The sequence below is a fragment of the Cyanobium sp. ULC082 genome, assembly GCF_977927535.1.
On record NZ_OZ376397.1, the window covers coordinates 989,152 to 1,003,302 of the forward strand.

A 14,151-nucleotide genomic window follows, 5' to 3' on the forward strand; every position below is an offset into this window, starting at 1 on the left:
GATCACCATGGCCACCGATGTCCTTGCGGCGGCCAGTGGCCGCTGGAGCGAAATCCTTGAGGCACTGGCCGCTCTGCCCCCCGAACAACTGAGCAACCGCCATCAGCCCTGCCCCATCTGCGGAGGCAGGGATCGCTACCGCTTTGATGACCGGGATGGCAGCGGCTCCTGGTTCTGCAACCAGTGCGGCGGCAAGGACCACATGGGCGGCGCTGGCTCCGGAATGGACCTGCTGATGCGGGTCCGCCACTGGAGCTTTCGTCAGGCCTGCGAGGAAGTGGAGCGCTATCTGGGCCTGGCGCTTGAACCTGATCAACCACATAGGCCCCAGGCCAGCGCTTCCTCCAATGGCGCATCCGGCAGACCAGCAGCGGCATCGGCTGCCGGCCTCCCCGGCCATGGCGGCCGGCCCTGGCGGCAGCCCGAAACCCCGCCAGTAGAAGCACCACCACCAGCCCTCGATCAAGGGGCCATCGCACAGTGGTGCTACCGGGACGTCAGCGGCGCCCAGCTGTTTTGGATCCAACGCCTCTGCGGCGGCCGCAGCGGTCGCAAGGCCTTCCTGCATCGCGTCTGGCTCGATGGCGGCTGGCACCGGCCCAGCCGCCGCGACCCCTTCTCCTGTGAGTGGCCTGCGACCCGGCCCCTCTACGGCCTCCATCACCTGTTCGCCCGCCCGGAGGCACCGGTGCTGGTGGTGGAAGGGGAGGGCACAGCCGATGCGGCAGCGCTCCTCTTCCCGCAGCACGTTGTGATCAGCTGGCCCAACGGCACCAACGCCACCGCCAAGGCCGACTGGAGTCCACTGGCGGGGCGATCGGTGACGCTCTGGCCCGATGCCGATGCACCGGGGCGCAAGGCGATGCAACGCCTCGCCCCCCTTCTTGAAGAGCAGGGCTGCCTGGTGCAGCTGGTGGAGCCGCCGGCCACGGTGCCCGAGTGCTGGGATCTGGCCGATGCCGACTGGACGCCGGCGGAGGCGGCCGAGCGCCTGCAGGCATGGCTCATGCCTTTGCCGGCTGATGAGGCAGAAGGGAGCACGGGTCATGCGGCCTCTGACAGCACCGCTTCCGGCAGCGAGCCCCCGCCCCCCACTGGCGGCGCAGCTCCGTTTCAGTGCCTTGGCTACGACAGCGAGGCGAACTACTACCAGCCCAGCAGCACCGGCCAGATCCTGCGGCTGGGCCGCTCCTCTCACACGGCCACTCAACTGGTGGCCCTGGCTCCGCTGCGCCACTGGGAAACCCTTTACCCGAGCCGCACTGGCGTGAACTGGGCGGCGGCGGCCAGCGACCTGCACGAGCGCTCCGCTGCCACCGGCATGTTCGCCCCCGAGCGCATCCGCGGCCGTGGCGCTTGGTGGGACAACGGCCGCACCGTGCTGCACCTCGGCGACCGCTTGATCACCCCGGACGGGGAGCAGCCGATCACCGAACCCTTCCCCTCGCGGCACATCTACCAACGCCTCAAACGCCTCCAGGGGCCTGGCGGCGTGGAGCCCCTGTCGGTGGAGGACGCGGCCGTGATCGTGAGCATCGCCAACCGCTTCCGCTGGGAGGTGCCGGCCTCCGGCACCCTGCTGGTCGGCTGGGTGGTGCTGGGCCCGATCTGCGGTGCCCTGCCCTGGCGCCCTCACCTGTGGCTCACCGCCGGCGCGGGAACGGGCAAGAGCGCGATCCTCGATCGCTTCGTGGTGCCGCTGCTCGGGGACTTCGCCCTGGTGGTGAGCGGCGCGACAACGGAAGCAGGCCTGCGCCAGACGATCTGCTGCGATGCCGTGCCAGTGGTCTTCGATGAGGCGGAGAGCAACGAGAAGGGCGACCAGCAGCGCATGCAGGCCATCCTCTCGCTGGCGCGGGTGGCCAGCAGCGAGAGCAGCGCCGCCATGCTCAAGGGTTCACCGAGCGGCGAGGTGAGCCGCTACCGGGTGCGCTCGATGTTCCTGCTCAGCTCGATCGCCACCGCCCTCAAACAGGGTGCCGACAAGAGCCGCTTTGCCCAGCTCACCCTGCGCAGCCCGAGCGACATCCCCAAGCAGGAACGGGAAGCTCACTGGACGGCCCTGGACCGTGATCTGGAGCGCCACATCACCCCGGAGCTGAGCCGGCGCCTGATCGCACGCACCGCACGCCTGATCCCGATGATCCGTCAGGCCGCCGGGGTTTTCACCCGCGCGGCGGCGCGACACTTCGACTCTCAGCGGCTGGGCGATCAGTACGGCACGCTGCTGGCGGGTGCCTGGTCGCTGCTCAGCGATGTGGCCCCCACAGAAGCCGAGGCCGAGCTCTGCATCGCGGCCCACGAGTGGGACAGCTACAGCCAGAGCACCGAGATCCCCGACGAGCGGCGCTGCATCCAGACGATCCTGCAGCGGCCGATACGGGTGGAGACCAATGACAAGCCGCTGACTCGCACGATCGGCGAGCTGGTGGATCTGGCCACCTGCCGCGACAGCTGCATCGAGATCCCACCGGACCTGGCCGATCAGACCCTGGCCCGCCATGGCCTGCGGGCCGAACCAGAGCGCCTGCTGGTGAGCAACACCGCCAAGGCGATCGAGCAATTTCTGGCCGATACCGCCTGGGTGAACAGCTGGCCGGTGGTGCTCTCACGGCTGCCTGGAGCCATGCGCTTCGGCCCCGTGCGCTTCCGCGGCGCAGGGATGGTCACGCGCGCCGTTGCGATCCCCCTCACCTCCCTGTGACAGACCATGCGTCACGACATGAGCCTCTGGAGCACCGCCGGTCACGCCGAGAACGATTGCTGCATCTGGGTTTGCGGCATGCGTAACGGTGTGACGGTTCCGGTGGGGCAGAGCCCCCCTTACAGAGATCAAGAGGAATTCCCCTCTCTAGTGATCCCTCTTCTGCTGCTTGCTAAAGCTTCTATGCCTCTACAGATGGTTACCTCGTTACAAGGGGCTCTAACCCCTCTTCCAGCCAGGGATCTCGGTTGTGACGTCCACCGTCACCCGCCGTTGCAACCGAAACAGCGATGCTGAAGAGCACCTGGCTTGATCTCATCCCCGGCCTGTGGCGGGATGAAGCTGCCCACCGCTACTGGCTGGGCGAGCACCTGTTTCCGGTGTCGATCACCGGCGTCCTGGCCCATGGCCTCAGCGCCACGGCCCGCAGAGCGATCGAAGCCAAGCGGCCGGTCTGGGAACCACGCGGCAACACCGTGCACGCCGCCCTGGAGCGCTACAGCCAGGCCCGCTTCTCGGGCGGCCGCAACGCAGAGCAGGCCTTACTGGCAGTCGAGCAGCTGCCTGGGCACCACCGGTACCGGGACTGGATCCTGCCGCTGCTGCAGCTGCCGCTCTGGGACGAGGTGCAGGTGATCGCCAGCGAACGGCTCAGCTGCTGCCTCACCCGCAACCTGGCCGGCGGCTTCGATGGGGCCTATGCGTCACCGGCTCTCAGTGACCGTCGGGGCCGCGAGGTCCGGGTGCTCTACGACCTCAAGACCCTCTCGGCCCATGGCCGCCCCTATTCCACCGCCGCCCAGCTGGGGGGCTACATGGTGCTGGAGGCCGCTCAGGGAAACCATTACGACCTGGGCCAGACGCTCTGGAGCAAGCCGGGCGAGGCGTTCACGAGCACCTTCTACAGCCGTGAGCAGTGCCTGGCGGCCTGGGCCGCCGCCTGGAGCCGCTACTGCCTGGCGTGCCGGCCGTTCTGAGCAGCAACGAAAACACCATAGGAATTAGCAGCCGCTGTGATTGCGGCTCTTAGAACAGAGCCAATACACTTAACTGATCGCCAGGCTCCACTTCCCTGGCTTGCTTGTTGCTGTGCTGGCTGCCATGACCACTGCCCCTGCCGCTGTTTCTGTCTCTGCACCGGGCCCAGAGGCGATCGACGCCGTGCTGGATGCCCTCACCGCGCTCAAGGCCCAGCAGAAGCAGCTGGAGCAGGAGCTCGAACCCCTGTTGGAGTCGCTCAGCGCGGCGATGGACGCCGGCGAGCTGGATCCCTCCTTCTCCCACAACGACTGGGCCTTCTGCCACAACGCCGGCCGCCTGAACTACGAGTTCCCGCTGGCCGTGCAGCAGATCGAGCAGCAGCTCAAGGCTGCTCGCGATGCGGCAATCCAGCAGGGCAGCGCAACGGAGAAGCGCGGCAAGCCGTTCTGGACCATCCGCCCCCCGAAAGCAGCGGCACTGCCGATCTGAGCCCCATGCCGCCCCGGTCCGCTCCACCGACGCCAGATCCGATCGAGGAATTGCGCTCAGCTGCCAGCGCAGAGGATGAAAACGGCCAACCGCTGTATGAACCGACTGACCCCGCCAGGCCGATCGGGCACGCCAATCCTCCCCGCCGGCCCAGAGGCCTCGCCTCCCATCAGCCGCCCAGGCCCTCGCGGCTTGAGGTCGAACGTCGCATCGCCGAGGCGCAGTTGTGGATCGCCCAGCGGATACCGCTGGTGTTGATCTACGAAAAAGGTCGTGAAAGCTGGGGGGTGAACAACAGTCAGACGATCAACAGGTATCTCAACCTCGCGCGCGAACGCATGGTTGAGGAGCTGATCTCGGATCGCAAGCGTCACCAGGCCGAGCAGATCTACGCCCTGATGGATTGCGCCCGTCGGGCAGCGGACGCCGAGCAGTTTTCCGCCGCCGTGGGTGCCCATCGGGTGATCGCAGAGATCGCCGGGATGTTGCGTGCCCCGGCCAAGCCGTATTCGGAGCGGCCATGACGATGGCGCTGCTCACCTGGGCTGGGCGCGCTGTCGATGGCGGCCTGCTCCACGGCCCGCATCACCCGGATCCCTGGGCTGATCCCGGGGTGCTGGCCTATCGCGACCCCGATGAGCTGATCGCTGGCGCAGGTCCGCTCTCGCTGGAGCAATTCATTGCCCTGGCCTACCCCCGCTACGCCTTCCACCGCTGGGCGCTGGTACTGATCGCCTTGCTCCAGGCGATCGCCGATGGCCAGCTCTCGCGCCTGATCGTCACCTGCCCGCCACGGCTTGGGAAATCACTCCTGGTTTCCAAGCTGTTCCCCGCTTACTTCATCTACCGCCACCCCCATCTGTTCGCCGCCATCGCCAGCTACAGCGGTGAGCTGGCCTACGCCCATTCGCGCGAGGCGCGGCACTTCTACCGCGTCACTGGCAATCCACTCTCCAAGGATTCCGCCGCCGTCGGCAACTGGCTGACGCCAGAGCGTGGCGGCTGCATCGCTGCCGGTGTCGATGGTCCCTTCACGGGCAAGGGCTACAGCCTCGGCATCATCGATGACCCCTACAAGGGCCCCGCTGATGCTGGCTCCGCCCGGGTGCGGCAGCGCTTGGTGGAGTGGATCAAGGCGGTCTGGTTTCTCCGCGCTGAGCCGCAGTTCATCGCTGCCGGAGAAGGCGCCCTGCAGCGCAATCTTTCAGCCCAGGTGATCGTGCTCACCCGCTGGGACCACGAGGATCTGATCGGCTGGTTGCTGGAGCAGGAGGGTGGCGATGCTCCCCACGGCTGGCACCTGCTCAACCTGCCGGCGATCGCCGAGCTCCCGGCCGACCGGCAGACCTTCCCGCCTTCCTGCACCGTCGAGCCCGACTGGCGCCGCGCCGGTGAGGCGCTCTGCCCTGAGCGCTTCCCGCTCTCCGAACTGCTCAAGATCCGTTCCCGCTCTGGCTCCTACTGGTGGCAGGCGCTCTATCAACAGCGCCCCTCCCCGGCCACCGGCTCGATCTTCCTGCGCCAGTGGCTGCGCCCGCCCTTCCCCCGCAGCAAACCCCGCCGCTACGCGCCGCTGGTGCTCTCCTGCGATCTGTCCTTCAAGGGGGAGGAGGACTCCGACCACTGCGGCTTCGTGCTGATGGGGCTGCTGGCGCCGGAGTTCACCGATACCCAACAGGCCGAACCCCACAGGGGCCAGACCCAAGAGGCCGAGACCCAGAGGGCCGGACGCCAGGGCAAGACCAGCCCCCAGGAACTGCAGATCGAGGTCCTTTGGGCCGCCCGCCATCGCTTCGGGTTGCCGGAGACGATCCGCTTCCTGCTCTCCTCTCTTGCCGCCCTGCACCACCAGGGCCTCAAGCCCGATGCGGTGCTGATCGAGGACGCCGCCAACGGCCCGGCCGTGCTGCAGATGCTGCGGCGCAAGGTGCCGGGCCTGCTGCCGATCCCGGCGCGGGGCAGCAAGACCTTCCGCGCCCATGCCGTCGCGCCGCTGCTGGAGGCCGGCCAGGTTCGCTTTCACCCCCGCGCCAGCCAGCTCACCGAGGAGCTGCCGCGCTTCCCGAAAGGGTCCAAGGATCTGGTCGATGCCTTTGGCCACGGTGCGCTGTGGCTCGAAACCCGCTACTGGCGTGGCCTGGGCATCAAGCGGGATCCGCTGCCGATGCTGCTGACGCGGTGATCGATGCATCAACTCGCGTTGCCGATCCCGATCGGTGCTTCTCCAACCAAGCGGTGCTCTCGCCACCGCCGACGCGCTGCCTCGGAGCCCCACCAGGGTGATGAGCAGCTCTCCCTCAGCCTCCGGCACTGCCGCCCGCGGCCCCGTCGACACCGGCCGAGCAACCCGAACGCTGCAGCCCATGCCCTGGCCTTGGCGCACCTGGACCTGGCCGAGAAGATCGCCGGCAACTTCGCCCGCCGCACCACCCATTCCTTCGATGATCTGCGCCAGCTCGCGGTGATCGGATTGCTCAAGGCTGCCGCCCGCTTCGATGGCACGGGCGGGCGTTCGTTTCGCCCCTACGCCCGCACCTACGCCAACGGCGAGATCACCCACTACTTGCGGGACCACGGCTTTGCGATCAAGGTGCCCCCCTCCTGGCGCGATCTCTACGCCAGTGGGCAGAAGTTGTTGAGGGAGGGGCTGCCGCCCCATGCGGTGCCGGAGCGGCTGGGGATCACGGCCGAGCGCTGGCAGGAGATCCAGGAGGCCTGCTCGATCAAGGTGATTGCTCTGCAGCCGGATAACTGAAAGGTTGGCTCTTAAGTTGCTACACCTACGCTAATCGGTTAACCGACAGAGCACGTGCTGAACATTAAGTCGCATCCCGGCGCGTCCACTCGATTGCCAGGTTGCAGCGAGATGGATAATTTATTGGATTCGACGGCGTGATTTGCTATTTGCACCACTGCTTCTCGCAGGGGACACCATCGTTGTTTCCGTCCATCTTTGTGTAAGGACAATTCTTCAGGAAGAATGTAGCCTCAGCACAAGAGGTCATTTGTGAACAGTAGGTCCGGCCATCACACTTGAATCGCCCTTCAGATGCCAGTTCTGGGACTGCAGACGCTGCGGCTTCAGTAGCACCCACGGCAGGGGTCTGAGCTCGAAGTTGATACTGCTTGTAGCCGTACCAACCAGCTGAAACGAGCAACAGCAGCAAGATGATGTTCTTCATTGCGTCGAAAAATCTGCGTGCACCATAAGCGCTCAGTTTCAGCCGCGATTTTACCGCGAGGAAGCGGAGGCAGAAACGTCGGCTGGAACCTGTTTTTAGAGATACTTCACATTGACATACGCCTGGCAGAACTTGGCAGCCATTGAAATGATCAGGTCGATTGCCTCGTCTAGGTCGGTAATGACTCTCTTGGGCGGACTATTACCTGCAGCGCCATGTCTTGCATACACACCAAGTATGCTCATGTTGTTGCATGCTGCCGTGAATGCATTGATCTTATTGATGTCAGAAAACTCTTCTAGCGACAACTGTAGAGGCTTTGAATGGTACCTGACAGTGTCAAGAATCTTGTATAGTGTGCCCCAGGCAAGAATGCATTCAAGCGGCGAGTTTTTTGATACCAAACCAACAAGAAACAACAGAGCGCGTAAGTCGCTGTCAGCCTTCGAGAGGTTAAGGAGGTGCGATGGACATCTGGTCTTTGGATTGTTCCAACCACTCAGGTCTCGATCTATTGCAGAATTTCGATAGAATGGGTCTTCTTCGATGATGTTTGCGTAGACCGAATGTCGTCCGCCGCCATTGATTCGCGCGAACTCCGAAAAGCGGACTGGCACTGGATGAATATCGCCCCAGCAGAGGCGCAAGGCACCATTCAATAGGAGTTGCAGGCTATAGAGGGCACCTCGAAAAATCTACGTCGCTCCCTGACAGACTTTGAAATAAGCAATAGAATTGGTTCAGTTCAATACAGCTGAATGGGACAGCGTGGATTCTGGGATGAGGAGAAGCGCATCCACAGGCTTCAGCAGAAGAAGCCTACGTTAGCGACCCTATCCGAGACGATTCCTTGGGAAGCCTTCAGGCCCCTGCTGGAGCAGGGTTACAGCCATGAACGGAAGAGCAATGCTGGCAGGAAACGGATTGATCCGCTCATCCTCTTCAAGATGCTGGTGCTTCAGCAGCTGTTCAACCTCAGCGATGAAGAGCTGGAATTCCAGGTCAATGACAGACGCTCATTCGAGGAATTTGTCGGACTGGGAGTGATGAACACCATTCCTGATGCCACCACGATTGCCTTCTTCCGCGAGCGTCTCCGCAAGGCGGGCGTTATCGATGAGCTCTTTGACCGGTTCGAGGAGCACCTGCGGTCCGAGGGACTGGAGGCCCGTGGAGGGCAGATCATCGATGCGACACTGGTCCCTGTTCCCAAACAGCGAAACTCAAGGGAGGAGAACAAGACCATTAAGGATGGAGCCATCCCAGAGAAGTGGCTGAACAAGCCAAACCGACTGCGCCAAAAGGACACTGACGCCCGCTGGGTCAAGAAGAATGGCATCAGCCATTACGGATACAAGAACAGCATATGCATTGATGCCACTCACGGCTTCATTCGAAGATTTTCCATTACCCCAGCCAACATTCACGACAGCCAGATGCTTACACAGGTGCTAGACCCTGAGAACAGGGATGACTTCGTCTGGGCTGATTCTGGCTACGCCGGCGTGCGGTATGAGGATCTGCTGGATATGGCTGGTTTTGAGAGCAGAATTCATGAAAAGGGCTCACGCTGCCATCCATTGAGCGAAGAAGCCCAGGAGCGCAACAAGGCACGATCTAGTGTGCGGGCAAGGGTTGAGCACGTCTTTGGTGCAATCACAACTTGGATGCGCGGCAAGCTGACGAGGCGGATTGGATTGGCCAGAACGAGAGCTTGGTGGGGACTGCGTAATCTGACTTACAACTTTCTTCGATACCTGCATAGCAACTCAAAGGCAACGCCGGCCTCCTGATCATTCGACAGGGAGATAAACGACTCGACTTAAAGTAATTGATGCCAGTCGTCAGGAGCATCTGCACGTGCAGAGGATTTCCTTGCAGCGTCTCAATATTGCCTCAAAAGTGGCAATATTTCGAGGTTCCCTAGAGCCTCTGCGCTACATGAACAGGATCGTCGAGTTCGTCTACGTGGCATGAGTAGGCAAAGAACTGCATCCCTAGATGATCGTTCTCGTAACTGAGTCCGATGTCATTGCCAGGAAAGTTCTGGGTAAGGTCTGGATAGTACGACCCAGCCGAGACTGCGATTTCCCATTTGTGCGGTGGAAGCATGCCTTACCCCTTGCTTTTTCGACAGTTCAGCAAACTAAATTTGATAAGACTCTTCTTTCCGCTGAACACGGTTTGTGTCCCAGTCGGACACTGCAAAGATTAGCTCCGGCATCAACTCAGCGGATGTCCTGTCCTCCCCCTGGTGGACGCGGCTTGAAGGCGGGTGGCGCCGTTTGATGTCAGCCATGGGCCACCCCCCTTGTGGCAATAGTCCACAGCAGCCCCACGCGCTTGGCCTCCAGGAGTCGCAACCGAAGCCGCAACAAGTGGCTGCCGCTCTCCCCGCCCGAGGCACAGGCCTTGGCGGCGGCAGGCACCGCTCCACTGGTGCAGCCCTGGCGGGAGCATGCCACCCTCCGGTCCCTGCGGGAGCAGCTCCAGCTCTGCTTTGACTGCTGGAACCTGCTTGATGCCCCCGGCGGCACCAGCCGTCGCTGCGTCTACCTGCCGCCAGGCGCCAAGGAGCCTGACGCCAACTACCGCAACCGTGTGGAGAACGCCCGCCCGAGCGGTTTCTTCCGCGATGCGCTGCGCACCTACGCCGGGATGCTCTCCTTCCTGGAGTACCTGGCCCTGCCGCCCTCACTCCAGCGGGTGATCTCCGATGTGGATGGGCGCGGCACCGATCTGGGTGTGTTCCTGTTCATCGCCGATCTGCTGGTACTGCGTGATGGCGGCTGCTTGATCCTGGTGCTGCCGCCCCTGCGAGGCTGGCCATCAGAGGGCCACCGCCTTGATGCGATCCGCCGTGGTGATCGCCTCTCGCTGCCGCGCCTGTCGCTGGTGCCGCGCGGTGATCTGCTGGATTGGCACCTGCCCAGCCCCGACAGCCCACCGCATCGGATCAATTGGCGGCAGGACCGTCGGGCGCCGCAGCCGCCGCTCTACGACAGCGCCATCCCGGTGCATCATCTCGGCCCTGTGGGTCTGGGACCCAATGGAGCCGAGGCGCCGCGGCTCGAGGACTGGCTTTACCACCAGGCAACCCTCGGTGATGACGGTCTGGCCGTCGAAACCTTCGCCGCTGTGCCCAACAGCACGGCGGCCAGCGCAAGGGCCGTCAGTGTTTATGGCGCCAGCGGATACACCGCCCAACGGCTGGGCCCGCCGCTGCTGCTGCCCCGCCAGCACACCATGCCGGTGGTCTGGTATGCCGCCGATGGGGCGGCCTTTGGCGAGGGCGATCTGCCCCACCTGGGCCTCGCCAACCAGTACCTCACCCACTACCGGCTCAAGAGCGAATACGAGGACCTTCTCTCTCGCTGCGCTTTGCCGGTGGGGGTGCGCTCTGGCCTGGTCGATCAGTTCGGCTTCCAGCGCAGTGAGGACGGCGAACCCCGCCCCCCAGAGCAGCTGGTGCTCTCCACCTCCACCTTCATGGACCTGCCTGAGGGGGCGGACTTCAACTGGAAGGAGATCCGCGCCCGATCGCTCGCCGAGCACCGCGCCTACCTGACCCTGCTGGATGAAACCATGCGCCGTGATGCGCTGGTGCCGACTCAGAATCGGGGTGCCGGCCGCAGCGAAACCGAGATTTCGCTCACCGCCGGCCAGGCCTACGCCCTGCTCCAGTCGCTAGCCACCCAGAAGACCTCGGTGTTTGAGAACGTGCTGGCGCACTGGTGCTCACTCACCGGCGACAGCCTGATGCCAGGCGCCGGTCTGGCGCTCACCGTGACGCCGCTCACCCCGCCGCTGCGGCCCCAACCGACGGTGGGCGAGTGGCTCACGCTCCACGAGCGCGGCGTGATCAGCACCGCTGAGCTGCGCCACCAGCTCTCGCTGGCTGCTGCGCCGGGGGTGGTCAACCCGATCAGCGGCTCGGCCACCGAATCGTTCGCCGTACCCACAGCGGAGATGAGCTGATGAGCGGCCCACCTGCCAACCCCAACGCCTGGCGTCCGTCGGATCTGGAAGCGATCCGCCGCGCCCTTCTGATCCCCGTCACGGCGTCTGCTCTGCGGGCCATCAATGACGCGATGGCCCAGCTGGAGCGCAGCTATCCCGAGGCGATCCCTGGCGCCAAGGCCTCGCTCGACGCCATCGCCGTGATCGATGCGGGCCTGGCCGCTGGTGGCACGCCAGCCGAGCCCTTCGTGATCAAGACGACCCGCAAAGCGGCCGCCGGTCCGGTGCCAGCTGAGCTGCCCAAGAAGAAGCTCGATGTGATCGAGTACGCCACCGAGCTGCTGATGGAGGAGGTCTCGACGGAATACGCCGAACCCACCGCCAACAGCTATGGCCTCAGCCCCGGCGCCCAACGGCGCGGCCATGTGTCCAACCTGCTGCTGATCCTGCCGGTCCTGGCCTCCTGGTGCGCACCGGCGCCGACGCCGTTCTCCGGCACCCTCCTGCGCTCCTGATGAGCGCCAGCCCGGTCACAGCCCTGCAGGAGGTCGCCAACCTTCGCCTGATGTTTCAGCAGCAACAGCATCCCGGCGCCAAGAACCCGGTGACGGTCTGCCGGCAGGTGATCGACTGCTCGATTCAGCAAACCAAGCTGATCTCCAGCCGCGACAACGGCCCCGGCATCGACACCGGTGACATCCTCTGCGAGGGCTACCTCACCCGCGCCGCCCTGCTCCCGCCCGCCACGCCCGAGTCCAATCCCTGGGACTGGCTGGCGGCCGAGCAGGCCTGGCAGACCCCCGGTCTGCGGGCCACCTATCAGCCGCTGCCGGTTCCGCCAGCATCCGAGCCACCGCGGCCAACCACCGTGCAGGTGCCCGTCGAGGGGGTGTGCTGGCTGGGTGATCTGTCGCTGCTGGAAACACCGGGCGTGCTGCCGCTCAGTCCCCGCGCTGTCTTCGCTGGCGCCAGCCTGATGATGATCGGCCAGGCCTATGGGCCTGGTGGAATCGGGTTGCAGGTGCAGCCGGAGCTGGGGGAGGCGATCAGCTTTGCCCTCAAGCCCAACCGTGTGCTGGTGCTGGAGAGCGGCGACAGCTTGAACCTGATCGCCGAGCGCTATGGCACCACAGTGCAGACGCTGCGGGCGGTGAATCCGGATCTGGCACAGCAGGGGCCGATCACCACGGCCACGGGCGACACGCTCAACGTGCTGGCCGCCCGCTACGGCACGACCGTCGATTACCTGCGCAAGCTCAACCCGTCGCTGCTGCGCGCCGATGGCCACTCCACCGTGAGCGGCGACACGCTCAAGGCCCTGGCCGTGGCGTACGACACGACCGTGGATTGGCTGCGGCTCTACAACCTGGACTACGACCGCTGGCCCCGCAGCGATCCGCTTCCGGTTGGGGTGCTGCTCGATGTGCCGGCGATCCGCCCGTCCGATCCGCTGGACGTGGGCCAGGTGCTGCAGGTGCCGCTGATCCGCCCGGCCACCTTGCTGTCTGCCGGCGGCTGGATCTACCTGCCGCCCCTGCGGGGTGTGAATGCGGCTGACGATCTCTGGGATTTGGACCTGTCGCCGGATCCGCCACCTGCCACGCCGTGACCCAGTGACTGGCTGGTGGTGGCAATAGCTGGGGTGAGTGCAGCCCGGATGGGGCGCTCGCTTCAACCACAGCCGTGATGGGTGGACCGATGACCAAACGCCTTTCCCAGAACCTCCGCGTCCTGCCGCAACCGACCGCCGAGCATCAGCAGCTCGTCAGCTACGCGCAGCCGCAGCACTGGCCCAACCAGGAGCCGCCTGCCCAGCCGGAGCCGGAAGACGACGACCTCGAGGATGACGACCTCGACCCAGATGAGCCCCTCGATGAGCCCGGCGAGGAGGTTGAGGCTTCCCGCTCCGAGCCGTTCGATGCGCTCAAGGCGGAGCGGCGCAAGACCAACCAGCTGGAGCGGGAGCTGCGCACGATCAAGCGCCAGCTCGCCCAGTTCTCCAAGATCAACCCCGACGAGTACGAGCGCCTGCAGGAGGCCGAGCGGCAGAAGGAGCAGCTGGAGCGCGAGATCGCCAGCCGCGAACTGCAGCTCGAGGCCGCCGCCGCCCGAAAGGTGAAAGCGGCCGCCAAGGAACGCGACGAGGCACTCCAGGACGTGCAGAACCTGCGCAAGGAACGCCTGCTGGAGCGGTTGTTCGTTGACGCCGATGGCCGCGCCGGTGGGGACAACCGCGGCTCGTTCTTTGAGATCTTCAAGCACCAGGTCGGCGGCGAGTTCCGCCTCACCAAGGACGGAGCCGGCCGTGACCTGCTGGAGCCGATCGACTCCAAGGGCAACGTGCTGCTCGGTGATCACGGCAACCTCGATGCCGCCGATCACATCGAGTCGCTCCGTACCCATCCGGTGCTCAGCTTCCTGTTCAACCAGCGCGGCGGCCTGGGCCCCGCCACCGTGATCGCTGAGTTCGATGGCAACGGCCAGCCGACCAACCTGCAGAGCATGAGCGCCAGTGAGCTCTACCTAGCCAGCTACGCCAAGAAGCCAGCTGGCGCCCGGCGTTGATCCATCCGCGCTCCGTCCACACGGGCGGAGCGCATCATCGTGCAACCGATTGGTTGAGAGAGATTGATCGACGCACAATCAAGTGCCTGGCGGGGGACTCCAATTCACGATCAATCGAATCAAACGAAGTAGATAAAAGGGGGGGGATATACCCACGAATACGAGAAACGCGCGCGTACTGCTTCGGAAATGTCGCAAAATCTGGAAATTCGTTGCTCCGATCAACTCAGTGTCGGCTGACCTTCCTCCTACATCGACTTGCCTGCTTGA

Annotated in this window: 13 protein-coding genes; 11 read left to right on the plus strand and 2 right to left on the minus strand. The window is 64.5% G+C overall.

Annotated features, from left to right (window positions below):
• Window positions 1–7: 7 nt before the first annotated feature.
• From ACXMDY_RS05300 to ACXMDY_RS05325, 6 genes are all read left to right on the plus strand, one after another.
• A complete protein-coding gene (locus ACXMDY_RS05300) occupies window positions 8–2,704 on the plus strand; it encodes a primase-helicase zinc-binding domain-containing protein (protein WP_259701230.1) in 2,697 nt (898 codons plus the stop codon).
• 290 nt (window positions 2,705–2,994) lie between these two features.
• Entirely contained in the window at window positions 2,995–3,681 is a 687-nt protein-coding gene (locus tag ACXMDY_RS05305) for a hypothetical protein (protein ID WP_259701229.1), read from the plus strand.
• Between the two features lie 124 nt (window positions 3,682–3,805).
• The gene (locus ACXMDY_RS05310) at window positions 3,806–4,174 is read left to right on the plus strand and encodes a hypothetical protein (RefSeq protein ID WP_259701228.1); all 369 of its coding nucleotides are present in this window, start codon (window positions 3,806–3,808) and stop codon (window positions 4,172–4,174) included.
• A 5-nt stretch (window positions 4,175–4,179) separates the two neighbouring features.
• Window positions 4,180–4,698, plus strand: coding sequence for a hypothetical protein (locus ACXMDY_RS05315; RefSeq protein WP_259701227.1), 519 nt, complete (start codon window positions 4,180–4,182; stop codon window positions 4,696–4,698).
• A complete protein-coding gene (locus ACXMDY_RS05320; protein WP_457767414.1) occupies window positions 4,695–6,356 on the plus strand; it encodes a phage terminase large subunit family protein in 1,662 nt (553 codons plus the stop codon). Before ACXMDY_RS05315 ends, ACXMDY_RS05320 begins: the two co-directional genes overlap by 4 nt.
• A 192-nt stretch (window positions 6,357–6,548) precedes the next feature.
• Complete coding sequence (locus ACXMDY_RS05325; protein WP_259701225.1) at window positions 6,549–6,929, plus strand: sigma factor; 381 nt, start codon at window positions 6,549–6,551, stop codon at window positions 6,927–6,929.
• A 145-nt stretch (window positions 6,930–7,074) separates the two neighbouring features.
• Here the strand turns inward: ACXMDY_RS05325 and ACXMDY_RS05330 are convergent, their stop codons facing one another.
• Window positions 7,075–7,356 (minus strand): excalibur calcium-binding domain-containing protein, encoded by a 282-nt coding sequence (locus ACXMDY_RS05330; RefSeq protein ID WP_399243680.1) that lies wholly within the window; start codon window positions 7,354–7,356, stop codon window positions 7,075–7,077.
• Window positions 7,357–7,451: 95 nt separating this feature from the next.
• A complete protein-coding gene (locus tag ACXMDY_RS05335) occupies window positions 7,452–7,973 on the minus strand; it encodes a hypothetical protein (protein ID WP_457767415.1) in 522 nt (173 codons plus the stop codon).
• A 141-nt stretch (window positions 7,974–8,114) separates the two neighbouring features.
• On the opposite strand from ACXMDY_RS05335, the gene ACXMDY_RS05340 reads away from it, so the two are divergent.
• The 5 genes from ACXMDY_RS05340 to ACXMDY_RS05360 all read left to right on the plus strand — a co-directional run bounded on the left by ACXMDY_RS05340 (window position 8,115) and on the right by ACXMDY_RS05360 (window position 13,881).
• Window positions 8,115–9,149: an IS5 family transposase gene (locus ACXMDY_RS05340; protein WP_457767360.1), complete on the plus strand. Its 1,035-nt coding sequence runs from the start codon at window positions 8,115–8,117 to the stop codon at window positions 9,147–9,149.
• Window positions 9,150–9,699: 550 nt separating this feature from the next.
• Window positions 9,700–11,334 carry a DUF4055 domain-containing protein gene (locus ACXMDY_RS05345; RefSeq protein ID WP_457767416.1) on the plus strand — a complete coding sequence of 545 codons (1,635 nt, stop codon included), beginning with the start codon at window positions 9,700–9,702 and terminating at the stop codon, window positions 11,332–11,334.
• Window positions 11,334–11,831 (plus strand): hypothetical protein, encoded by a 498-nt coding sequence (locus tag ACXMDY_RS05350; protein ID WP_457767417.1) that lies wholly within the window; start codon window positions 11,334–11,336, stop codon window positions 11,829–11,831. The genes ACXMDY_RS05345 and ACXMDY_RS05350 overlap by 1 nt, the downstream gene beginning before the upstream one ends.
• Window positions 11,831–12,925, plus strand: a complete 1,095-nt coding sequence (locus ACXMDY_RS05355) for a LysM peptidoglycan-binding domain-containing protein (protein WP_457767418.1) — start codon at window positions 11,831–11,833, stop codon at window positions 12,923–12,925. The genes ACXMDY_RS05350 and ACXMDY_RS05355 overlap by 1 nt, the downstream gene beginning before the upstream one ends.
• Before the next feature lie 89 nt (window positions 12,926–13,014).
• Window positions 13,015–13,881: a hypothetical protein gene (locus tag ACXMDY_RS05360; RefSeq protein WP_457767419.1), complete on the plus strand. Its 867-nt coding sequence runs from the start codon at window positions 13,015–13,017 to the stop codon at window positions 13,879–13,881.
• Window positions 13,882–14,151: the final 270 nt, after the last annotated feature.

What these genes read in the sequence shown, in the direction of transcription:
- ACXMDY_RS05305 (WP_259701229.1), top strand. Translation starts at nt 2,995, where the DNA reads ATGCTGAAGAGCACCTGGCTTGATCTCATCCCCGGCCTGTGGCGGGAT.
- ACXMDY_RS05310 (WP_259701228.1), top strand. Translation starts at nt 3,806, where the DNA reads ATGACCACTGCCCCTGCCGCTGTTTCTGTCTCTGCACCGGGCCCAGAG.
- ACXMDY_RS05315 (WP_259701227.1), top strand. Translation starts at nt 4,180, where the DNA reads ATGCCGCCCCGGTCCGCTCCACCGACGCCAGATCCGATCGAGGAATTG.
- ACXMDY_RS05355 (WP_457767418.1), top strand. Translation starts at nt 11,831, where the DNA reads ATGAGCGCCAGCCCGGTCACAGCCCTGCAGGAGGTCGCCAACCTTCGC.
- ACXMDY_RS05360 (WP_457767419.1), top strand. Translation starts at nt 13,015, where the DNA reads ATGACCAAACGCCTTTCCCAGAACCTCCGCGTCCTGCCGCAACCGACC.
- ACXMDY_RS05330 (WP_399243680.1), bottom strand. Translation starts at nt 7,356, where the DNA reads ATGAAGAACATCATCTTGCTGCTGTTGCTCGTTTCAGCTGGTTGGTAC.
- ACXMDY_RS05300 (WP_259701230.1), top strand. Translation starts at nt 8, where the DNA reads ATGGCCACCGATGTCCTTGCGGCGGCCAGTGGCCGCTGGAGCGAAATC.
- ACXMDY_RS05340 (WP_457767360.1), top strand. Translation starts at nt 8,115, where the DNA reads ATGGGACAGCGTGGATTCTGGGATGAGGAGAAGCGCATCCACAGGCTT.
- ACXMDY_RS05350 (WP_457767417.1), top strand. Translation starts at nt 11,334, where the DNA reads ATGAGCGGCCCACCTGCCAACCCCAACGCCTGGCGTCCGTCGGATCTG.
- ACXMDY_RS05320 (WP_457767414.1), top strand. Translation starts at nt 4,695, where the DNA reads ATGACGATGGCGCTGCTCACCTGGGCTGGGCGCGCTGTCGATGGCGGC.